Below are 21,987 nucleotides of genomic sequence, written 5' to 3' on the forward strand. Positions count from 1 at the left end.
GGATGACTTTCGAATGCGTAAGAAGGATCTGCATAAGCAGTTCCCGCTCCATTGTCTTATTCGGTGAAGTTTCCGCATGGGCCAGGAATTCCTTCCAGGTTTGTGCGCCTTCACTATCACTGGGCCCTGTTGTTAATTCCATGCGTATTCCTCACTCCTCTGCTAACCGATGTAAGCCTGATCCTTAGTAACCGTTTTCGATTACCTTTGAAGAAGCGGAAAAATCCCTTATAGACGCGCCGTGACTACTGAACAGCTCCGATCGATGATTTGTCATGCGGCCCCAATGTTCCATCAACCGAGTCAGTCTCAACGCTCTGGGTCACGGCCTCGCCCTTATTGATGATCTATAAGCATGTCCCATTCAATCTGACAAAGGGTGCCTCAGTGGGTAGTTTAGTTTCCCTAATTAGGGGGTACCCTATGTCCATCAGCGTCGGGTCACCTGCAGGGACAGCTTTACCGGGATGGTGTTTTTATCATCGGTGGAACCCATCACGGTCGGCAAATCCGCGACAGGCAACAATCGGCGCCCTACTAACTTGTAAGTAATGGAGGGTCCTTGCGCCGGTTCGGGCTCAAGGACCATTTGCCATACTTGGCCCCCAAGCATAATGCTGGAAGATACCAGCAGCTCCGTCTGGGATTCCCTGGGCACAGTGACGATCACCGTCATCACCACGTCCGAGCCTTCTTTTTTAAGGATTACTTCCGCTCTCAACCAGGGTTCGCTGCGGCGACGAGCTCGCCCCACTAGCGCCTGGAAGGTTGTCTCGTCATCGATGGGCACAATATGGCGTTCACTCGGGGCCGGGGCCTGCTCCTGCGATGCACGGAGAGCAGGCACTCGTATCTCAGCGCTCCAAGCCGCCAGAATTTCTGCCACTTTTGCGTCGGTCAATTCCTCAGCCGTAGTAATCTCTTGAGCAGGGATGGTAGAGGCCTGTTGTGCAAGCTCGTTAGAGGCTCCGTCCAGCAGCGAGCGAACTTTGTCGAGCTCTCGTTGCGTCGATCGAGACTCCAGCTGTCCGCTGAGGTGGAGCTCAGCCAAGGTGGGCCCCGGCGTCGGTCGAGGCGAGAGGCCTGTAACGCCATTAACGTTTGAATCCAGCAGCTTTTCCTGACGGCGCTTTTTGACGTGCTGGTCCGTTCGCTGAGTTACATCCAGGGCCTGTCGTTCGGCGTAGTAGCGCCAGGCTTTAGGGATTTGTTCCTCCGCGCTCAGGATTACCGCGCCGCTGGTGAGCTCCTCCAGGAAATGTTCCCAAATTCGAATCAGCTTCTGCCTGGCTTGGGGGTCCTCTTGGACTCCTTGTGCCTGTTGAATGCGTTCCAGGGCCACTGCCCGGGCGGCGTCGCGCACCAGGCGGTCGCGTAGCCGTTGAGCGGCATCGACTCGTACCGGCAGAGCCGTGGTGGCGATTCGCACGTCGAGCAGGTCGGTGATTTCTAAGGGGCGGGTGGTGGGCATCCGGCCGGTGAGGGAGCGCCCGTCGGCGGACAGGCTTAGTGCGGTGACTCCCAGCAGGCGGCCGGTGCCGGCTTCGGTGAGCACGGCCTCATAGGACGGCAGTTGCTCGGCCCGCTCTCGACCCACCGGCACCAGCAGGGGGGCAGTGATCTCCAGGACGGTACCGTCGCCCTCGGTGGTGTTTGTCCGGGCGATGAGCGTCTCCTCCCCGGGGGCGAACACACCGGTGCCGGTGAGCCGCCAGTCCGGGGTGCCGCGCAACTCGGTGACACTCCCTCGGGCGTCCAGCTCGACGAACCCTGCGGTCGCCACGCCCAGGTCAGCCGGCAGCAGGACCTCCGCGGTATCGGGCACCGAGGCCGGTTCCGGCAAGGCAGCCGTGTCGGCCGAATATTCGAGCTGTTCGAGGAGGCCTCCGGCTCGGCCTGTGGTCACTGCCCCGGTCACGACCTCGCGCGCCTGAGAAGGCAGGGCGCGGGGATCGAGTCGGGCCAGGGTGGTGAGCACAGGCTTGGCCACCCCACGGGTGGCGATCGCTTCCTCGAAACCACCCAAGGCCATGGTCTGGCGGGCCGCGACGTAGGTCCCGGCCTGGGACAGGTGTGTCGACAGCGGCAACGGGTTCCAACGCAGGTTCCACTTCTCCATCGCCAGCCGCGTCAGGGACTCCCACAGCGCCCCGCCGCGGAAACGCACCGTGGCACCGGCCCCGGTCACGGACATCGCCTCCTGGAACAGCTCCGGGCCCAAAAGGTCTTCCAGCGTGTACTCGTCTTCTTCCACGTCCTGGCAGTCCACCATCACGGGGGCTGTGGTGTCGGTGATGTCGATCTCGACGCTGGTGGAGTTCGAGACGAACAGCGTGACCGTGGGCACCGGGGTGCTCAACGGCCTGGAGAGCTTCAGCGTGGCCTCGTCATGGTCCACAGTGAGGTCCGCGGCGGGGCTGGTGGGTGAATCGGTGGTCGTGTCGGTGGTCATGGCGAACTCTTCCTTTGAGTCTTCAGTTCGTGAGCATCTCGGGCCTGAGCAGATCGTGGTAGGTGAGGGTGAGGGCGTCGAGCAACAGGCACTGGTAGAGCAGGTGCGCTGTTTCCACCTCCAGAGTGGGCCGCTCGTGCGGATCCAGGCCCATCGACTGGCACAACGCGCCAAGTGGTTTCACGCCGCGGAAGGATGCCTTCCTTTTCCGTTGATCCCGGACGTATCTCTCCAGGTTTTGCAGGTTTTCGGCCGCCTGGTGCAGGGACTCCCCTGCGATCCCGTCGCACCATTCCATGGCCTGGACGTTGATGGGGTGATAAAGCAGCGGTTCCTTGGCGGTGATAATTCGGCCCAGCGCGCGACGGATGTACTGGGCTTCGGGAGTGGTTGTGCCGGTCAGATAGCGTGTCCACCCGCCATTGGCCAGGCTGGTGCGCTCATCTTCGTCGAGGTGGGGCAATGGGATGCCGGCAAGGTTCCAGCGGTAGCTGTCGTTGCTTTGGCAGAGAGGCGCCAACCCGTAGGGCCGCAACGTCTGACCGCCCAGGGCCCCCTCAACCGACTCCGCCTCGATCCCCTTGGTGGCTCGCCGGTACACCGGGTTGTTCACATCAGAACCCGAGATATAAGCCGGATCCACGATTGCCCGTGCATCGGCCATCAGACGGGAGTACCCGGCCGCGGCCTTTTGCCGTTCTCCCTTGAAAGCATCACGCCATGTCGTCTTGAGCCAACCGTTCATCGCAAGCACCCCGCGGTCCTCAAAGAGTTCTCCCTTGTGCTCCCCGCGGATCAATTTCCGCACAAAAGCACGCAGTGTCTGGAATCGGACGGTGTCCTGCAGTTCGGGAAGCACTTCGTAGTGCAAGTCGTGATCGGTCACCCGTTCCCGACTGTCGTAATCCTTGAATGCGTCTAATATGTCCCGTCCCACCGGATTCCATGGGACACTCGTCCCGTACCACGGCTTCGAGGCAGCAGCTCCCGTACCGTCATCGTGGGTAGTTAAGGGCAACATCTCTGCAATGCGGCACAGCAAATCTTGCGGCGCGACACGTTCGGGAAGCCATTCACCCGCCCATTCCTGCACCGACTGCTCCAGCACCGAAGAAGACCACCCGCAGACAGCCTCCGCCCTGTGTTCAACCCCCGCAACGCCACCGACCACGCGCAGGAAATCCAAGCTGCTCGGGATGATCGCCTCTTTCCTCAACCCCCCTGACGTGGGTTGCTGTTTCGTGGACTGGCCCTGCTCGGGCGCTAGCTCCTTCTGTCCCTCCAGGTCCTCCTGACTCGGGTCGTCCTGGTCGGAAGCTCCTGAGATGACTACCTCTTCCCAGTCCACGGAGGTCACCATTTCCTTGGCCCCATCCTGGTTGTGTGGGTCAGGGGCACAGATTTCGCTGAGCACGCCGAGTGATGCGCTCACCAACCGCCGCGGTGAGCTCTCGGCTGCCTCCTGCAAACGCTGATCATTCGCTGCGATGAAACGCTGAAATCGTTGGTAGGGCATTTCCGAGGTCAACAGGAAAGCAGCCCGCACCACCAGGGTGCGCTGGTCCTCGGAGAAGATCCCGAAGGGAACGCAGTACCGTTCCTCGGCTTCCTTAATTTCCTTCTTCGTGGCTTTGACCTCCGCCTTGTCGCGGAAGGCCTTCAAAATTTCCTGAAAACTAAGGGGCCACGAAATCCTGTCGGTCTCCGATACGGAGTCCTGACCGTCATCATCGAGGGCAGGTACAGCCTTCCGGGTAGTGTCCATCAGCGGAGCGGCGAACCTGAGGGCAAGCCGCAGGTCTTCCGGAAGCGACGGCGCCTGCACCACGGGCGTGCTGTCGTCGCGCTCAAGATCCATGTGGGCGAGAATTCCATGTCGCACAAATTCGACGACTGCCGAGAATGGCTGGTCGATCTGACCTGCTTTCCTAATCTCTGTGGAACCGTCAGCGCGCTTCAGCTTGGAGTAGGCCTTGGTATAGGCCAGCTGTTCGGACTGTTTCTGACTGGCGATCCACCTCTGAACGGCGGCCTGGACCTGTCCTTTCCGGAACTCCGCGAGCACCCCCTGGGCCTTGTTCTCTGGCCCTTTAGTTTTCGCGCGCTTCCAGAATGCCCGACGATACAAGGTCTCCACAGTGATGGACATACGCTCCACTTCCATGGAGATGTCCATCTCCGGGTCCTCAAAGCGCTCCGAAACTCCCCAGGATCCTGGTGTCTCCCTGAGGGCTTGGCGCAGCGCCTTCCGCAGGTCGAGTCGGAACATCTCCTTCAGGTCCTCCAGGGGGAGACCGGGGACGTCTGGGTCAAACAATTCAGGGCGCTGAGCGAAAAAGTCCTCGGTCAAAGAGTTCAGTGATGGCACAGTCTTGCTCCTCCCCCGCCCCTGTAGACAGGGCGAACAATGTCCTTTCCCATTGTGAACGTCCTGTGCGGTGAACCACCAGACGTAGCCGGGGCAACAATCTGCTCTTTCTTGTTCCGTGCGCGGCTGGCGGGCCACGGTCGGGGCGTATAGCCCCTGCTCTGCCGGCCGCGCTCTCTCTGCAGATGTGGCACCAGAGGTGTTGCCATCTGACCTGGGCCAACCTTCTCCGGCGGAGGCTTGCGGCGTCTGTTCCTCGCCTGGCGGTTCAGTCGGAGGTGGTGTGAATCCGTCTGCGGTAGTCCTCCAGCAGCGCGGCCCCGGTGGCAAGTGCGCCGGGCGGTGCTGTGGTGGTTCGCTCGTGGGGGGTGGCGCGGGCGAGGCGTTCTTGGCGGAGGCGTTCGAATTTCTCCTTCTGTTGCCGTTGTTCTTCTTCAGCGGCCACAGCGTCGGGGTCGGGACCATGGTTGCGGGTCCCGAAGAGGCAGTGGGTTTTGGTGAGAAGGTCCTCCAGACCTGTCGCAGAGGAGGCGGCGGTGGTTCGTGGGGGTTGTTGGTGGACGTGGATGGTGAAGGGATGGGTGGTGGTGTTTCCTCCGGTGCGTTGGACGAGGGCGGTGAGGTCGGGTAGTTCTGTGAGGGTCGGCGGGTGGTGGTGGCCGCCCATACGTGCGCACAGTGTTTCGGCGTCGGGGCGTCCGGCGCGGAAGGCGATCTGGGTGGCGGTGTTGCCGGCCAGTGCCGCCGAGAGCGCGGGGGGTAGTTGGGCGAGGTGCTGGTGGGCGATGACCACCGAGAGCCCGAATTTGCGGCCTTCGGCGAGCATGGTCGGCAGGGCCCCGGCCATGAATGACTGGGCCTCATCGACGATGACGGTGAACGGGGTGCGGTTGGTGCGGCGCCGGGTGGCGGTCCAGATGCGGGTGAGGTGGAGGTAGCCCAACAGCTCAGCTGCCATCGACCCCAGATCGGCGGTGGACAGGTCGATCAGCACGATTGCGTTGGTGTCCATGGCGGTGGTCATCTCCAGGGTGTCTTGCCCAGAGCCGAGAACGGCGCGCACGGCGGCGGTGGTGGTGAACCGTTCCCATTTGGAGGTGACCCAGGAGATCAGTTCCCCGTGGTCGTTGCTGGTCTGGGAGCGGTCGTGGTTGGCCCAGAACCCGGTGACTGCCGGGTCGGTCACTGCCGCCCGGGCCCGGCGGGCGAAACCTGGGTCGGTGAGCAGTCTTGGGACTTCCAACAGGGACGCCCGGGTGCCGCGGTAGGCGATGAGGGTGCGCAGGGACATGGCCATGACTTGTTCGAAGCGCGGGCCGATGATCCCTTCGTGGCGCGGGTCGAAGATCGTGTAGAACGCCGCGATGAGTTCCGCGATCGCCAGGTCTTGTTCGACCGGGTCCGTGGTGGCCAGCGGGTTGATCGGGATGGGGTGCTGGAGGTCCCCGGAGCGGATCATCACGGTGCGCTCCAGGGCGGTGTGCGGCAAGGTGTTGGCGATGCGCTCGACCAGCTCCCCGTGGGGGTCCAGCACGACCATGCCTTGTCCGGCGGCGGCGGCGGTGACGGCCATCGAGGTCAGCAGGGAGGACTTGCCGGTGCCGGTGCGCCCGGTCACGTGCACATGGCGCAGCTGCTCAGCCTCGCCCAGCACCGCCGCCCCGGGTGCCCCGGAAGGGTAGTGCAGGGTGCCCAGGAGCGGGCCGGTGATCGGTTCGGTCTTCCCGGGGCGGTGGCGCACGGCAATGGTGGCAGTCTCGGCGGTCGCCATCCCGGGCAGCGGGGCGCCGGCGGCTACGGGCAGCACCGGCAACACCTGGGCGTCGATGAAGGACAGTCGGAACCCGCCGTCCCCGGGGCCGGTGCGGTGGCCCGGGAGGACTCGGTCCATCACCGCCCGCAGTTCCAGGGGCAGGTGCGTGGACCGGGTCGGGGCGGTGAGTTCCAGGCGCAGGTCCAGGCAGGGCAGGCCCTGGACGCTGAGGGCCGTGGTGGAGCGGGCGCACAGGCGCACCCGGTATCCGGGGGCCAGTACCAGGGCCTCGAGCAGCTCACGGCCGGCGGCGACGGGGAACCCGCCGAAGTCCAGGTCCAGATCCAGCCCGAGCCCTTCCATCCGCGACAGCCCCCACACCATCACGTGGCCACCGTCCTGGTCCACCGGTGGGGCGGCCGGGGTGTGGGCCGGGGTGGTGGTGTAGACCGGAGCCAGGGCCCGAGCGATCGCGGTGAGGACCTCTTCCGGGTCGCTCAGCGGCCCCCCGGTGATCTCCACGAGGCCTGCGATGGTGCCGCGCTGGTCGGCTTCGAAGGACAGGGAAAGCTCGGTGTCCGGGGCCGCGGCCAGCAGACCCAGCACCCGCGGCCACACAATGCGCCGGGCGTGCTCGTAGCCTCTGGCGCTGAGTTCGTGGGCGGCGGTGATGGCCACAGCGGCTGATCCTGCCGGCTCGGCGGGGACGGTGTGGCCTGTGGTGGGGAGGTGTTCGGTCATGACAGTGCTCCTTGATCGGTGACGAGGTCGGGTTCAGGCGGCGGCGGGCTCAGGCCGCGGCGGGGGTGGGCTGGGCGGCGGGGGTGTGGGTGGTGGCGGGCACGTCGTGGCCGCGGCGGCGCAGCCGGGCTTTCTTGGCCAGCTGGTCGGCGGCTTCGTTGAGCTCGTGTCCGCGGTGGGCGCGGACCCACATGATGTTCACGTCGCGTCCTTCGCGCAGTTCCGCGATGCGGGCCGCGGCCCGGCGCATCCGGGTTTGCGGGGCTTCGACGTCGCCGCGTGCGTAGTCCACCGCGTGGGAGCTGTCGGAGAGGATCACCACCCGGTGCTCACCGGCGCTGCAGATCAGGGCTTCCTCGATGGCTTGTAGCTCCGCCCAGGTGACGTCCTTGGTCTGGGACAGGTAGAGGCTGCGGCGCCGGCCGTCGGAACCGGCGATCGCGATCCCGGCCCCGACCTCGCCGGTGCTGGCTACGGAGGCGTCGGTGGCCAGCACCAGGTGCGAGCTCCCGCCCCGCACACCCGGCTGCCCGGCCGCAGCGGGGGTGGGCACCGGGGGGAGGCCTTGTCCGATGCGGCTCAGCGCCCGGGCGGCCGCAATCCCCAGTTCCGCGTCGGGGGTGTCGGTGAAGGCCACGTGAGGCAGGGCCGCGGACTCAGCGGCGAGCACGGTGCGCAGCTGCGCGTCGTCGATCCACACCCGGTGGCCCGGGGCGGTGTCCAGGTCGGTGCAGAGCCGGGTGACGGCGTCGATGAGGGTGGCCCGGCGGGCTTCATCGCCGCGGGCATCGCGGCGACGGTTCTGCCGGACCACATCGAGGACCACTTGCTCGTCGGTGTCCCGGTAGGCGATCACCGCCACCGCCCCAGCACAGGTGATGTTGGCCCGGATCACCGCCGGGCGGATCCACTGCTCGATCCGGGCGTTGACGTCCGTTCCACCGTGGCAGGACAGCACCCCGGTGCCCGTGAGCCCCGGGAAGAGACGGTCGATGGTGCGGCAGGTGAGCTGAGCAAGACGACTGAACATGGCGGTGGTCCTTCCCCAAGCGCGTGGCCCCTGGTGTGCGGGGTTCGCTGTAGTACGGATTCCCGCAACCCCCCGGACCCGCCCCGGCCCCGGGGTGCACCGCTGCCCGCCCGGGGCCAAGGCAGGGGGTTCCTCGGTCCCGGCCCCGTCCCGCCACTGGTGGCCAGCAACCGCGGCTGGCGGTGATGGTGGTGGTCCCCGGGCTCGGGGCGGGGACCGGTCACCGGCGGCCACGTCGGGTTTTCCGGGATCGTGTCCGGGGTGGGGGGCCGAAAGCCAGGCGGCAGGTCAGCGCCCCGATGCTCAGCCACAGCGCGGCCCTGCCCGGGTGCTGGAGGATGATCCCGGGCAGGGCCAGCGCGGCCTCGACCGCGCCGATGGCGAACCATTCCACCACCCCGTCCAGGCTGCCGGTGGCCCACCAGTACTGGGCGATGGAGAACAGCATCGGTGCCAGCACCACGATCAGCGCCCCGGTGCGGACCCAGACCTTCAGACTCAGGCTCTCCAGGAACGTCTTCTCCTCCACGCCGTGGCGGATCACCCGGCACTGGGTGGGGCTGACGGTTTCCTCCACCGCCCCACAGGCGGTGTCGAAGACGACCCGTACCCGTGACCCGTGGACGTAGCGGACCCAGCCGCGGGCACCGCGGGGGATGGTGACGGTCTCGAGCAAGTGATCAGTGATCGTGACCGGGATGTCTGCGGTGGCCCGCACCAGGTCCCCGGGACGTGGCGATGGGTCGAACAATCCCATCGGGCTCACCACCACGGGCCGGGAAGGTTGGGCCTGACCCCGGGACGGGGTTCAGTGGGGCGCAACTGCTCCTTGTTGTTGTCGTTGACCAGATCGTTGGCCTCGTCCCGTTTGCGGCCCTCGGATTTCTCCTGGCTGTCGGCCAGCTCCTCCACCTGCTGGCCGATGCGTTCCTGCCGGACCTCTTGGGGGTCAATCGCCCGGTCGGTCAGCGGTGGCGTGGCCAGCCACGCAGCCGAACCCAATAATCCGGCCACACCGACGGCGACGACCGCGCCCTTAGGAATCCTCATGATGGTTCCTCCATATCGTGAGTGCGTCCCCACCGGACCGGTGAGGACGCGAGAAACAGATGGCTGAAAGAAGTGATGGTGGGCACCGAAACCGCACGGCCTCCGCAGCCAGCCGGGGCCCGCCGAAGCCAACAGTGGCTTCGGCGGGCCCCGGCTGGCTGCGGGCACTGGGATCAGGGTTAGCCGAGGTAGGTCACGCGCACTGAGCGGTTGTGCACGGCCGCGACCGGGTCCAGGGACCCATCGGGGTGACGGTCCTCGACGTAGTCGGGGAACTCCGAACCCAGCCCGGTGGCCGTGATCCGGGACCGGTCCCCGCCCTGGGCCACGATCAGCTCGGCCACCGCCTGAGCCCGGCGCTGGGAAAGCTCCCGGCGGGACTGCTCATCACCGACGGCCGCGGTCGTACCGACCAGCTCGATGCGCCGGTCCCCCGGGGCTATCCACCGGGCGATCTCACCGGCTGCGGTCTCCGCCGCTGGCTGGTCGCGGAAGGCCGTGGTGTCGGGGGCGAAACCGAACGCGCTGGTGTCGTCGTAGGCCACCGTCGTCCCTGTCTGCGGGGCCGGGCCGGTGAGCTGCATCGGCTCCACCGGCCGCACGGTGTAGGACCCGGCATCCACGGTCTCCCCGACGATGTCGCCGGGCACGAACTCCACCGCCCCACCCGCGCCCTCGATGATCGCAGCCCAGATCGCCTGGAGGTTCTCCAGCTGGGGCTGGGAGAGGACCTGCTGGGTGCCGGCGGCCTGACCCAGACCCACCCACACGATGTGCACGCCCTCCAGGGAAGCAATCGCCCCAGTGTCCAAAACCGCCCCGGCGAACTCTTCCGGATCGGTGGCCCCCACCGCCGCCGGTGTCAGATCAACCACCGGCCCGTCAGCGGTACCTGGGGAAGCCACCACCACAGTGGCCTGCCCACCGGCACGTGCGGCGGCCTCACCGAACTTGTTCAACCCCAGATCCAGGCGGTTGCCGTGCGCATCAGCGCCCAGATCACCCACGACCTGCTGGAGGGCCGCGCGGGCGGCATTGAACTCCGCCTCCGCGTTGGCCCCGCCCGGGTCCCAGCCGATGTGCTCATCAGCGACCGTGTAAGTGGGGGTCCCGTCCAGGCCCATCACCCACAGCGGCGCGTCGGTTCCGATCGCCGCCTTCAGATAACAGCTCACCGTGGGGTCATCGACGTTGCGTACCGCGTTCTCGTGCACCGCCTGGGCGAGCACAAACCCCCCGGGTACCTCACACTCCGAGGTACTGGAGGCCTGCGCGGTGGGGGGCTGAGGGCTGCAGCCGCTCAGTGCCGCGCCGGTGAGGACCGCTGCCGTGGTGACACCGGCAACACGGCCGAATAGGCGGGGACGGGAAGTGCTGGGGATGAAGACGGACATGGCCAACTCCTTGCTGAAAAAACGGAACCGCGGACACACGCCTGCGGGCCCCGCCGACCGGTGGTCGACGGGGCCCGCAGACTCTCGAAGGGACGCAAAACGAGGAAACGAACTGGCAGGTGATGGCCGGGACCGGCCAGGGCGATCAGACGGCCTCGGCAGCCGGGTCCTGCTCATCGGCGCCGTGGCGGGGCAGAGGCTCGACTCCGCCCATCCGCCGGTGTTCCTGCCCGGTAGCAGGTGCCGCGGTGTCCTGCCCGGGCGCCGGCTCAACCGCCTGCACCAGACCCGGCTCCGGTACCTGGCCGGGTGCTGTGAGGTGCTGTTGCCCGGAGCCACGGGAGGTTATGGCTTCCCCGGGTGCCGGAACCGCAACGGGTACGGGCACCTGCAGCTGGTCGGGGATCTCTGAGGCTTCCTCCGGTGCCGGTTCACCGAGGATGGCCGCACGAACCTGCGCCAGGTGACGCTGGGCCTGGCGCAGTCGATGGGCCGCCCAGAGCGCCTCCTGGGTGTCGGTGGCCGAAACCCGGAACTCGGGCCGTTCCAGAGCGTTGATCGAACGGACCCGGTCATCGGTGTGCTGGGACAGGCGCTGGTGGAACTGGGCGATCTCGGCCTCGATCTTGCGATCCAGCACCGCCCCTGACCCTTCATCGACCGCGCCCTGAGCCACCATCTGGGTGATCGCTTCCTCATAGGCGGCGATGAAGGCACCAGCCGATGGGATTTCCACCAACCGCGACGGTGGCGCGCTGTGGAGCATGTCCGTGTGCAGCAGGTAGTTGCGCTGCCCGCTGGATCCCCACCCCGGTTGGGCTTCGCCCTCGATGGCCAACGGGTTCTTGCTGGCGCGAGACCGTGCCCTGGCCTGGCGGAAGGTGTCGAGCAACGAGTTCATGATCTTCTCCGTTCTAGAGCGCCGACGGCGCTCTGCTGGTGTGCTTGTCCTGCAGTGGTCGGATCCGGGGATGACTGCCCACGAAGGCCGGCACGAAGATGGTTGTGCCTGCTACAAGGGGAAAATTTCCCGCAACACCCCGGTCCCCCGGCACCGGCAGCCGGGCAGAGGGCCCACCCCCGCGGTACAGAGACAGGGACTGCCGCACGTTCCCGGGTGCACCCCGCCACCGGAACATTCCAAGTCGACCGGTACATGGTCATGGAGCACCGCAGTACCCCTGTCCACCGGTGGGTAGGGGCGGGCAGCTGCCCGCCCCTACCCCCCAGGGCTTTGGGTGAGCGAGGGGGCGGGTCAGACCGCGAACAACCCTGGGCCTCGACCAGGGTCCTCGGGCCGGGGTGGGCGCCCGGTGACGGGATCGAGGTCGAACTCCACCGTCAGCGCCGGCACCACCGGGGCGTCGGGGTGGCGGCGGGCGACCGCGCGCCCGTAGACCGACAGCCGGCCCCGGGTCAGTTCCCACGTCTCCCGGCAGATCAGCTGGGAGGCGGCCTCGGCTCGTTGGATCCGCTCCTCCACCCGGGCAACCGCCAGCTGGGCTTCCTCCACCGCCCGCTGGGCTGCGGCGGTAACCGAGGTGGCTGCGGCCAGCCGGGCGGTGAACTCCCTCCCCCGACGAGCTGACAGCACGTCCGGGGACGCGTAGCGCTCCCCCGGCCCAGAAGCCACCGCCTCCTCCGGGCCGGCCTTGCGCAGCGCTTCCTCGGCCTCTCGGGCCCGGGCCACAGTGTCACGGTGCAGCTCCACCGCGGCCCGCAACTGGGTCAACTCGACCTTCAACGGATCCAGGGCCGCTTCCAGGCGTAGCGCCTCCTTGTCCGCCACCTGCCGGAATCCCCGGATGCGGGCCTCCGCCCACGGGGTCACCGGCACCGGTGAGGCATTCAGCACCGGTGGCTCACCAGCCTCCACCTCGGTGGCCGGTACCCGTGGAGGGGTCTGCTGGATCGTGGACAAGCACTTGCTGTCCCGCCGCCCCGCCCAACCATCGACCAGCCGCAACCACCACGGGTAGACAGTGCCCCTCAACGGAGGATCGGTGTACAACTCAGCACGGGACAGGCGGGTCACATCGCTCTCAGACATGATGGAACTCCTTCGAACACCTCAACGAACACACGGACACACACGACAGCGGGGGGTCGGCCCGTCCCCGGACCGACCCCCCGCACAACACAGAACACTCACCCCCTCTGCACGCACCCCGTTGGAGAGGTGCATGCAGAGGGGGCCCGAGCAACTCTCAGGCTTCCCGCTCGATCCGGGTCGGGTCCCCGGACACCGGGTACGGACCGCGGCCGGTGGAGCCGGTGTCCCGCTCGGGCTGGGGGCGCAGGGGTTCCTCCACGACACCGCTGTAGCGCGGATCTCCCAGCAGGGTCGCCAGCCGCACCCGCACCGCGTGCTTCGCGTCAGCGGCCATGGCCTCCAGACTCTGATGGCCGGTCCGCTCCTCGTCCGGGAGCATGTCGCGTTCCTGATCGCGCTGAGCGACCGCCTGCCGGGAGAGCAACGCGTTGCCCTGGACTCTCAGATAAGCCGCCTCGGCCCGGGTGAGCTCACGCTGAGCGCGTAGCTTGGCCGTCACCAACGGGTGGGACACATGCCGTGCCTCGGCGTAACCCAGCACACCAATCGCCAGATACAGCGCCAGCATCACCACCGCCGAGATCAACGCCGCCGCCGCAGGATCCACCGCCTGAGTGGCCACCAAAGCCGCCGCCAGCACGCTGCCGCCCGGATCGGCCTGACCGGCAAGCTGCCCGGCGGCCACCACGCGGGCGATGACCATCACTAAACCCAGCACCGCCCAGCTGCCCAGCAGCACCTGCATCGTGCGCCGCTTCTCGGGGAAGTGACTTGCCATCCCGGCCTTGACCACCAGCACCGCACTGACCAGGATCACGATCGCGGCCACCACGTAGGACATGGTCTCGTCCGGGATGACCATCGCCAGGACCACCTGGAAGACCGCCACCTCCGCGACCATGAACGCCCCGGTGAGGGCCCCGATCACCGCTACCGACACCACCAGGTGAGTGAGCGTGACGTAGAGCAACTCCGGGGCCGAATTGAACCGCCGCAGCCCTTCACCCCCCGCGCCCCCTGCCGCCCCGGACCGGGGAGGAAGTGGAGGCCCGGAGGGCGGCGGCGTAACAGAGGCATCGGAACGGGCGGCTGGAAAACTCGTGTGAATCGACATAGTCACAGTCCTTTCGTCTCAACAAACCAAAAACCCGCTGGGGATGAATCCCCAGCGGGTGAACCACCCATGCCCGCAACCGCGGAGGAGAACGAGGGTGGGGGTGCCGGGGCCGAAGAGCCCAGCACCAGCACGGTCAACCACACCGTCAGAGGCACCAGCACCACAGCCGCGACCAGCGCCCCTGCCACCGCCGCCCGGACCAATCCACGGCCGGCGGAACCGCGGCGGTCCTGCACCAGCTGATAACTCAGATCCCGGCCCACAACAGGGGCGCCACCGGTTCGGGAGGACACGGATCGAGCAGCCATCTCAGACTTCCTGCCTGGCCAAGATGCGACGCGTCTGGGCGAGCACAGCCCCAATCTCCTCACGCACCACCTGCGAATAGTCCGGCACGTTGATTTCAAGCCACCGCACTGCTCCCGCATGGTTGCCCGGGGCCTCGACAAGTTCGGCGAACTCTTCCAACTGCTCGTGGGTCAACCCGTCAGCAAGACGGACCCCCACCCGCAACTCCAGCTCCTGTTCCGCGATCACAACTAAGGACCCAGCCTCCTCGAGGCTCAGGCCAGCCCCGGTGGCTACCGCCACCAGATCCTCGGCGAAACCCACCTTCTGAGGTTCAGAAGTAGCCATCACTCACTCCTCCACACATCGCACCGAAACCGACCCAGGACATCCCCGAGCCGGAGAACCCGAACCAAGCCCTCGCGTACCGCAAGAGCCCCGACCGGGTTCTTGCATCAGGACAGGGGATTCCCGCACCCGCCCGAGGCTGAGTCGGGTGCTCGGCCTCCGGGTTCTTGCATCAGGACAGGGGATTCCCGCACCCGCCCAAGCGCCCGTGCCGTCACGGGGGTAAGCGGCGAGGAGCCAGTGCGTTATGAAAAAGACCGGTGTTGAGATTACAGCCTTGTTTACCGAAATGGTGGGCATCGAAGGCTCATAGGTGCGACGGTTCGAGTATGTCGAATCCATCGTATAATGGTCACCTTTTAAGCACATGGCCGCATGAATTTTTATTCTCCATAAACACCAACATGTTTTGTGTTAGCCGAGAATTCCCGCATGAGAAGCTGCAAAACAACTCCCCGCCAGCACGGCTTTATCTCCGGTCAATTGATTGTCAAGTTTCGTGCCGCATTCCGTTCTGTCTGACCCCGGAGGTTGCCCAGCTCCGCCGCATTTTGCTCGGGCCGAAAGGTACGATCCTGGCCGACTTCGACGCTATCGGTGCCATGAGCGGTCCCGTAAGGCACTCAATGGGTCATCAAAATGATGCGACGAGTCGTCCGGGGCTACGGCAATGCGTCAGTTTGCGGCTACCCGCCCTTCTCGCCGCCGGCATTCACCGGCGCTGGCGGAACCTCCTTACCAAGACCCAAGCTGCTGGGTGAGGGCCCGGCTCGGAGCAGGCTCAGCATTCTTCTCTGATATCTCTGCGGTGGCGTATCGTGTGGACATGGTTTCATCATTGCCTGGCAGTCTCGGACCCCGCGTCCAGCGAGTTATGGGCACTTTTGAACGAGGGCTCATCACGTCCTACGACGCCACATATGAGCTACTGGACGTAGTGGAAAAATACGTCGATGGAGACCTCCGGCCGACGGATGTGGATGCGCATCGCCAGTTGCTGGATGAATGCACAGCACAGGTCGCTGAACATGTTGAGGTGCCGACCTCGTTTTTGGCTCACGCGTGCCATGCCCTTCCCCGCCCTGAAGGAGTAGTTGGAGACAAGGCTCGCAGAAAGCTTGACAGCCTAGGCCGAGATGATAGTTGGGATAGTGAAGACGTTCCCGACCTTGCCCTGGTATGGGTGCACCGTGGCTGGCCGTTGCCGGGACATGCCAGGGCCTGGATCGAGGAGCCAGCTCCGCCACTGGGGTTCCGTTCCTGGCTGCGCTACCTTGTGGCCCGAAACGAAGCAGATCGTCAAGTGCAGGAAAGACTCGTGCTGGCTGACGCTGCGGCGGGATGTCCGGCATCCCTTCTCGAGCATTTGGAGTGGTCAAAAGCCGCGGAACCTTTGGTGCGTCGATTTCTTGGGGAAGTGGACCGGCGGGCCCTGCAAGAGGAGGGCCGTTGGGGCGATCTAGCCGCTGTCGCGATTTTCCTAGCCGGCCACGGCTGGTATGAGTGGGCCCAGGAGTGGAGCAATCTGGTGCTCGATGAACGTGTGCCGCCCCTCCTGCGGGGGGATCGCAGCCATGAGCATCATGCTGTTGTCGAGAATGATTGCTGGGCTGGCGACGCCCGAGTGTTCCCGTTGGTGGCCCTAGTCGATTTCTTGGCTGGAGACACCGAGCGCGCAGCATCCAGGGCGGCTCTACTCACACGCGACATGCCCGATCTTCATAACGCGAGCTTGGGTCTGATGGGTCACTTCGGTCTTGCGGACTGGATCCGGTCACGCATGCTTACTGATCCTACGGAACGCACAGCATTGTTGGGGTCGCGGTACACCGGCCCGGGACTCCTTGACGCTCAGAGGGACGCAGACCTGTCTGAATTAGCGCGGAGGCGGGGCGACCACCCGGAAGCTGAACGCCTGAAGGACCAGGCACGGGCAGCCCTCGCGCACCCGACAGGTCAGCTGCATATGGGGTGGTTTCACCACAATCAATTGCTCCACCAACTACCGTACGTGAAGCATCAGAAAAAGTATTGACTTCAAGCTCTTAAGAAATAGCTCATAGAGACACGCTGCACCGCGCACGCCGAGTATTGTGATGGGGCGCGACTCAGGATGACATTTTCACCCATGAGTCAGTGGTGCAATCACTACTATGGTTGAAGTAACATGCAGTTAAATATCGCTGGTTGCGAATCATGACTCAGCGATATCCCCAGGCGGCCTCCGCCCAGATGCGGCAGCTCGAGTGATGAGGTGGCCGAGAAAATCACATGCGACGTAGCCGATACATCGCCTCTGATCACCGGAAAGGAGTGCGCGGATGGTGTCCTTGTCTGAGCTGCCCGATCCGATCGGGGATCCGTCGCCTCGCGTCGTCATCTTGTTGGACGTTGATGGGGTCCTCAACCCAAAGGTGGTCCGGGACCCCAGCGCCACGGGGAACACTCATCGCCTTGTCCTATCACCGTCGCGAGCTGAGGTGGTTCGGGACCTAGGAAGCTTGGGCCCAATTGTGTGGGCTACAACATGGGAGCGCGGCGCACTACACCAGCTGAGCACTGACCTCGGCATTAACATGGCCGGGCATGTACCTATGACCAGGCTGGATCCGGATAGGCGCACTCCAAAGCTTCCAGCGGTACAGCGGTGGATATCCCGAATGCAAGCCACCGGAGACCTCACTTGGGACCTCTTGGTTTGGATCGACGACAACCTAGGCCCCGACACAGACGCGTGGGCTGCAGAGCAAGGGAACCCTACTTTTCTGGTACGCACGGATCCCCGCTACGGCGTGCGCAGTAGCGATGCGCACGCCATACGACAGTGGTCTGCCGCCTTCAAGCCTTAGTAAAATCGTAACTCCTTAGCTTGTCGCTTACCCCTTGATTTGCTGGTGGCCTGCGCCTACGGCGTCCCGCATGTCCTTCTTACCGACCGCGTAATGGTGGTTCGTGTCAACGCCGAGCGTATATTGACCCCTTAGCACCGTTGAATCAGCCCGGCGCCCGAGGGTCAGTATTCAGACGGCATCGACAGTTCGGTCCCGATTTTTCATCCACGGAAGGCGCCCTGGTCCCGGGTGGAGGGTTTTGGTGCATTGGCCGTCTGACTCTTCTCCGCATGAAGGTAGTGAAACCCCCGCCGTACCCATGCTGGAGTCAGCTGCTCCACTAACAATGGCGGGACTGATGCCCCACAAGGTCTGGGCCCGTGGCCGACTCAGGACATCTTGAAATGAGCACCGTAGCTGCCTCAATGTGTCACTCGAAGAGTCCAGCAGGTGGCGGATCCAGCGGAAGCGGTATGCCCTTCGGTGCGTGTGCCCGGGGGGTGCATCCGTGGAAGGGTCCTTTTTCGTCGAAGAGAGTTCGCATGGTGGGGTCAGCGTAGTCGCGCCACCACACGGCCAGTCCGGTGGTGGGGTCGGTGCGCAGGTTTTCCCAGGCGCGCCAGAGGCCGGTGAGGCGGCTGACGGCTTCTTCGTGGCGCCACCATTGGGCGCACCAGGTGAAGGTGGTGGCCCGGCCAGCCAGGTCGATGTCGCGCCGGTACTGGTAGGCCAGGTGTTCGGTGACGAACTCGGCCACGTTCGCATAGACGAGCTCCCGCTCCCCCTCCCCCTCCCCCGGTTCGGCTTCCTCGAGGAGGTCGTCATCGATGTCGTCGTGGCTGTTGGTGCGGCGTGGCCCGATGTCCATGGCCTACTCCTTCACCAGGGCCGCCCACCGGTTGCCCGTGGGTGCGGCCGGGATCGGCTCAGCACCCATGAGCTCGGGCGCGGACTCCTCTGCGATGGGGGTGCCGGCTGGCGCGTTGTGCGCGGCTTCGGAGGCCGCGGCAGCTTCCGCATACGGCCGGGCGCTGACCGGGACGGTGCGCAGCAGCACGGCCCGTGCCCCGGAGCCGAGCATCACGGCCCTCCCCTTGGGCAAGGCGGCGAGGTCGGCCACCGACAGGATGTCGTCGGTGGCGTCCTGGCGGGAGGTGGACCCTGCGTCCTTCTGTCTTGAGGAGGAGATGGAGGTGTAGGTGTACTTGCCGATCAGCTCCGAGAACATCTTGAGGAAGCCCTCTTCCTTGACGTTGCCGCCGTAGGTGACGACGTTGGCGGTGGAGAACAGCTTGCGCATCCCGGATTCGCCCCACACATCCACGCCTTGGGACCAGGACTGCAGGAACGTGGAGACCACGATGCCGCGGGAACCGTAGTGGCTGTAGAGGTCGGGCAGGTTCGCCCACCGGCAGACGTTGGCGGCCTCATCGAGCACGCACAGCATGGGCGTACTGAGTCGGCCTCCGGTCTGGGTCACGGCGTGCTCCTCGGCCGCTGTCACGGTGGCCACGGTCAGGGCGGTCACCAGAGGCCCGGCGGTGCCGGCCCCTTCCTTGGACAGGGCGTAGAGCGTGTGCTTCCCGGCCACGAACGCTTGGGGGTCGAACTGCGGGCGATCGTCATCGGGATCCAAAAGGTTGACCCAGGCGGAGATCTTTTCGTTCTTCAGACAAGCGGCCATCTGCAGGGCGGTGGAGTAGACGCTGCCTCGGTACTTCTCGGGTTGGCGGATGGTGCTGGCCACCGAGTCGGCCTCCTTGGACCAGCCGTGGGCGTCGAGCAGCTTGGCGGGGGTGTCATCGGTGGAGCGGGTCAGCCAGTAGTGCACGCGCTCAATCGGCTCCCCACCCACCGCGGCGGCAAGCAGGAGCCCGGCCAACAGGTCCTTGCCGGCGGAGTCGAAGTGGGCATCACCCATCTTCGCCCCGGCCGGACGCGATCCGATCGAGAAGTTCGTGGCCATCTCCGCCGCCCGCTCACTGTCGGTGACGTAGCTCAGCGGATTCCACCACCAGGTCGGGGCCTCCCCGGCCACACCCTGCGGATCGAAGACCCACACGTCACCGTCGGCGGCGCGGATGTCGCGGGTCAGATCGGAGAGGTCGCGTTTGTTGGAGGTGGCGATCACCGGGCCCGGGGCCTCGATGATGGACGGGGCGGCCTGGGAGGTGGTCTTGCCGGTGCGGGTGCCCCAAATGTGCACCAGGGTGTCCTCCCAAGAGGCATACAACGTATGCCCGCCGCGGACCATCTTCCCGATCATCACCCCCGGGGCCTCCACACCGAAGCGGGCAGCCTTGGCCTTCGCTTCCTTCTCGGTGAAGGGAGCGACGTCGCGGACGGTGGCCATGCGCACGGCCGCCCGGTCGTGCTTGACCAACTTCTTCGCCTTCTGGTGACGCTTGAAGCCCCACAGCACGAATAGCCCGGTCAGGAGCAACCCGACCGTGGCGGCCAGGACGATCTCGGTGGTCCGCCAGGGGAGATCGCCGGTGAAGGTGCTCAGGGACCGCTCCCAGTACCCGGTGGGCAGCGAGTCGGTGCGCGGGGTTAGGGCATGGCCGGCGCTGGCGACGACGTAGAGGATGGCCGGGATGCCAACCAGGGTGAAGAGCAGGGTCAGCAGCAGGGCAACCTCCCCGCCGCCGGTTTTGTACTTGCGATCCAAGGAGCTCACCGTTCGCCCCTCTCCTGAGCGGCGCGGGACTTGGCCTCGTGCCACTTCTTCTCGGTGTCGTGAACCTGGGACCGGCGCTCGGTCGGGGTGAACTCCATCGAGAACGGGATGCCGGCCCTCGAGCCGACCTTGATGAAGAACTTCCCCTGGCCCGGGGGCGGGGTGGTGGTGCGGTCGTCGAAGTACCAGGCGGCGTTCTCGTCATCGGCCAGCCACTGAGTGAGCTCCTCATCGGTGAACGCCTGGTCGGTGGGGGCGTAGACGTCGTCGTTGGTGTACTCCAGGGCTTCATCGCCGCGGCGGTTCCAGGCGGGTGGGTCCTGCCAGATCGCCAGCTGCTCCTGCTCACGCATGGACAGCGGTACCGACTCGGTGAGCAGCGGCATCTCGGACTTGGCCAGTCCGCCGAGGATCTTGATGCCGCAGCGGTCCATGATGCCCTTGGCCTTCGCCCGGTCCTCTTCCCCCCGGACGGCCATCAGGTCGGAGGGGGTGTGGGAGGCCATGATCTGTCCTACCCCCCATTCCCGGTTCAGACGGGTCAGCGCGTTGACCTGGTCCACGATGCCGGGCCCGGCCGCCAGGGTGTTCCACAGCTCATCGAGGATCACCAGGAACCGCTGGCGCTCGATCACCCCGTCATCAGCGAGCATGTTCGAGGTGGTCACGGTCCCGAAGCCGGCCGACCAGCACGCCATCAAGGTCGCGGCCCGTAGGTCGGACTCGGTCTGGGAGATGCGAGAGAGGTCGAAAACCATTGGGCGGGAGGCGTCGATCCGGTTGGTGGAGGGGTGGGCGAACATCTGCCCGAAGGCCCCGGAGCCGCACAGGGAGTTCAGCGAGGACTCCAACCCCTCGGTGATGGTCTCGTACCGGGCGTCGTCACCGCGATCCAGGGCGACCTCACGCACCTGAACTGGCTTGTCCTTGAGGACCTGCCGCAGATCCGCCATCACCGGCACCGTGCCCGACTCGGCATGGCGGGCCTCGAGCACGGTGAGGCACCGGTCCAGGATCGACTCCTCGCGCTCATCCAGCGGCTTCTTGCGCAGGATCGCGATCAGCGAGGCGATCAGCGACCGGCGCCGCGAATGCAGCTCATCCAGCAACTCCTCGGCCCTGACGGGAGACAGCAGCTTGGCGGCGGCGACCGCCCCGCAGTCATCCAGCGGGTTGATGTGCCCGACCCCGCGCCCCAAGGGCAGCACGGCTCCGCCCAGGTGCTCGATCATGGTCACGTGCTCGCCCTTGATGTCGCCGAGGATCAGCGGCCACACGCCGAAAGCGGCCAGCCCGATCGCCATCCGGCGCAGCAGCGAGGACTTGCCCAGCCCCGGGTTGGCCATCACGAAGGCCGAGGGGTTGGAGATCACCCGCAGCTTCAAGAACCAGGAGATCGGGTCACAGCACACCGGCTCCCCCGACAGCAGATTCCGCCCCAACGGCACCCCCTCCAACGGGGAACCACCACCCATGGGAAAAGGAAAAAGCCCGCACACCTGATAGTTGGTCCCGCGCATCTCCCGGATCGGGTGCAGCAACTGCGCCTCACCCAGCCCCCGGCCCTTGTGACCCCGCAGTCCCGGACGACCCAGCGCCTTGGCGGTGACCGAGGTGCTGCCCGTGCGCTGGGGCTTGGCGAAGACCCTGCCCAGCTTCACCCGGGCTAAGGTCCGGTCCAGGACGGTGGTCGAGGCGTTGCCTCGGGAGGCGGGGAGGACGATCTGTTTGGCGTTCCTGGTGGCCATCAGAGTACGTTCCTCACGGTCGAGGGCAGGGCCAGGTGGTCCGGGACCACGACACCCAGCGGGAGGCCGGCGGCGAAGGTGGAGTCCTGGGCGCCGTAGGCCTCCTCCAGGCGGATCCTCGCCGACGTCCCGAG

The 21,987-nt window shown here is 65.8% G+C and carries 15 protein-coding genes; 1 reads left to right on the forward strand and 14 read right to left on the reverse strand.

Translation table 11 applies throughout. The features are described 5' to 3' along the window. Positions 1-430: 430 nt before the first annotated feature. The 11 genes from QYM41_RS16320 to QYM41_RS16370 form a co-directional block, all read right to left on the reverse strand. Positions 431-2,452, reverse strand: a complete 2,022-nt coding sequence (locus QYM41_RS16320; protein ID WP_368800831.1) for a hypothetical protein — start codon at positions 2,450-2,452, stop codon at positions 431-433. A gap of 22 nt (positions 2,453-2,474) precedes the next feature. After that, positions 2,475-4,820 carry a hypothetical protein gene (locus tag QYM41_RS16325; RefSeq protein WP_368800832.1) on the reverse strand — a complete coding sequence of 782 codons (2,346 nt, stop codon included), beginning with the start codon at positions 4,818-4,820 and terminating at the stop codon, positions 2,475-2,477. 268 nt (positions 4,821-5,088) lie between these two features. Next, positions 5,089-7,314, reverse strand: coding sequence for a type IV secretory system conjugative DNA transfer family protein (locus tag QYM41_RS16330; protein ID WP_368800833.1), 2,226 nt, complete (start codon positions 7,312-7,314; stop codon positions 5,089-5,091). 49 nt (positions 7,315-7,363) lie between these two features. Further along, positions 7,364-8,344 (reverse strand): ribonuclease H family protein, encoded by a 981-nt coding sequence (locus tag QYM41_RS16335; RefSeq protein ID WP_368800835.1) that lies wholly within the window; start codon positions 8,342-8,344, stop codon positions 7,364-7,366. Positions 8,345-8,564: 220 nt separating this feature from the next. Further along, the gene (locus QYM41_RS16340) at positions 8,565-9,020 is read right to left on the reverse strand and encodes a hypothetical protein (RefSeq protein ID WP_368800836.1); all 456 of its coding nucleotides are present in this window, start codon (positions 9,018-9,020) and stop codon (positions 8,565-8,567) included. A gap of 86 nt (positions 9,021-9,106) precedes the next feature. Beyond that, complete coding sequence (locus QYM41_RS16345) at positions 9,107-9,394, reverse strand: hypothetical protein (protein WP_368800837.1); 288 nt, start codon at positions 9,392-9,394, stop codon at positions 9,107-9,109. 179 nt (positions 9,395-9,573) lie between these two features. Next, on the reverse strand, positions 9,574-10,788 hold the full coding sequence (locus QYM41_RS16350) for an OmpA family protein (protein WP_368800839.1): 1,215 nt from the start codon (positions 10,786-10,788) through the stop codon (positions 9,574-9,576). Between the two features lie 145 nt (positions 10,789-10,933). Then, positions 10,934-11,689 carry a hypothetical protein gene (locus QYM41_RS16355; RefSeq protein WP_368800840.1) on the reverse strand — a complete coding sequence of 252 codons (756 nt, stop codon included), beginning with the start codon at positions 11,687-11,689 and terminating at the stop codon, positions 10,934-10,936. Positions 11,690-12,043: 354 nt separating this feature from the next. Continuing rightward, on the reverse strand, positions 12,044-12,838 hold the full coding sequence (locus QYM41_RS16360; RefSeq protein WP_368800841.1) for a hypothetical protein: 795 nt from the start codon (positions 12,836-12,838) through the stop codon (positions 12,044-12,046). Between the two features lie 157 nt (positions 12,839-12,995). After that, positions 12,996-13,811 (reverse strand): hypothetical protein, encoded by an 816-nt coding sequence (locus QYM41_RS16365; protein ID WP_368800843.1) that lies wholly within the window; start codon positions 13,809-13,811, stop codon positions 12,996-12,998. 456 nt (positions 13,812-14,267) lie between these two features. Continuing rightward, a complete protein-coding gene (locus QYM41_RS16370; RefSeq protein WP_368800844.1) occupies positions 14,268-14,594 on the reverse strand; it encodes a DUF5663 domain-containing protein in 327 nt (108 codons plus the stop codon). A 2,321-nt stretch (positions 14,595-16,915) separates the two neighbouring features. On the opposite strand from QYM41_RS16370, the gene QYM41_RS16375 reads away from it, so the two are divergent. After that, positions 16,916-17,443: an HAD domain-containing protein gene (locus QYM41_RS16375; protein ID WP_368800845.1), complete on the forward strand. Its 528-nt coding sequence runs from the start codon at positions 16,916-16,918 to the stop codon at positions 17,441-17,443. Between the two features lie 412 nt (positions 17,444-17,855). On the opposite strand, the gene QYM41_RS16380 is transcribed toward QYM41_RS16375, so the two are convergent. The 3 genes from QYM41_RS16380 to QYM41_RS16390 are packed head-to-tail and all read right to left on the reverse strand — an operon-like array spanning position 17,856 to position 21,853. Beyond that, the gene (locus QYM41_RS16380) at positions 17,856-18,293 is read right to left on the reverse strand and encodes a DUF4913 domain-containing protein (RefSeq protein ID WP_368800846.1); all 438 of its coding nucleotides are present in this window, start codon (positions 18,291-18,293) and stop codon (positions 17,856-17,858) included. A gap of 3 nt (positions 18,294-18,296) precedes the next feature. After that, positions 18,297-20,105, reverse strand: coding sequence for a type IV secretory system conjugative DNA transfer family protein (locus QYM41_RS16385; protein ID WP_368800847.1), 1,809 nt, complete (start codon positions 20,103-20,105; stop codon positions 18,297-18,299). After that, on the reverse strand, positions 20,102-21,853 hold the full coding sequence (locus tag QYM41_RS16390; RefSeq protein ID WP_368800848.1) for a putative type IV secretion/conjugal transfer ATPase: 1,752 nt from the start codon (positions 21,851-21,853) through the stop codon (positions 20,102-20,104). The genes QYM41_RS16385 and QYM41_RS16390 overlap by 4 nt, the downstream gene beginning before the upstream one ends. Between the last annotated feature and the right edge of the window lie 134 nt (positions 21,854-21,987).

Origin of the sequence: Kocuria oxytropis (genome assembly GCF_040981195.1) — a bacterium.
Taxonomy (GTDB): domain Bacteria; phylum Actinomycetota; class Actinomycetes; order Actinomycetales; family Micrococcaceae; genus Kocuria; species Kocuria oxytropis.

Excerpts from the sequence above, each read along its gene's own strand:
- QYM41_RS16330 (WP_368800833.1), bottom strand. The coding sequence starts at position 7,314 with ATGACCGAACACCTCCCCACCACAGGCCACACCGTCCCCGCCGAGCCG.
- QYM41_RS16390 (WP_368800848.1), bottom strand. The coding sequence starts at position 21,853 with ATGGCCACCAGGAACGCCAAACAGATCGTCCTCCCCGCCTCCCGAGGC.
- QYM41_RS16350 (WP_368800839.1), bottom strand. The coding sequence starts at position 10,788 with ATGTCCGTCTTCATCCCCAGCACTTCCCGTCCCCGCCTATTCGGCCGT.
- QYM41_RS16335 (WP_368800835.1), bottom strand. The coding sequence starts at position 8,344 with ATGTTCAGTCGTCTTGCTCAGCTCACCTGCCGCACCATCGACCGTCTC.
- QYM41_RS16370 (WP_368800844.1), bottom strand. The coding sequence starts at position 14,594 with ATGGCTACTTCTGAACCTCAGAAGGTGGGTTTCGCCGAGGATCTGGTG.
- QYM41_RS16360 (WP_368800841.1), bottom strand. The coding sequence starts at position 12,838 with ATGTCTGAGAGCGATGTGACCCGCCTGTCCCGTGCTGAGTTGTACACC.
- QYM41_RS16375 (WP_368800845.1), top strand. The coding sequence starts at position 16,916 with ATGGTGTCCTTGTCTGAGCTGCCCGATCCGATCGGGGATCCGTCGCCT.
- QYM41_RS16345 (WP_368800837.1), bottom strand. The coding sequence starts at position 9,394 with ATGAGGATTCCTAAGGGCGCGGTCGTCGCCGTCGGTGTGGCCGGATTA.
- QYM41_RS16355 (WP_368800840.1), bottom strand. The coding sequence starts at position 11,689 with ATGAACTCGTTGCTCGACACCTTCCGCCAGGCCAGGGCACGGTCTCGC.
- QYM41_RS16320 (WP_368800831.1), bottom strand. The coding sequence starts at position 2,452 with ATGACCACCGACACGACCACCGATTCACCCACCAGCCCCGCCGCGGAC.
- QYM41_RS16380 (WP_368800846.1), bottom strand. The coding sequence starts at position 18,293 with ATGGACATCGGGCCACGCCGCACCAACAGCCACGACGACATCGATGAC.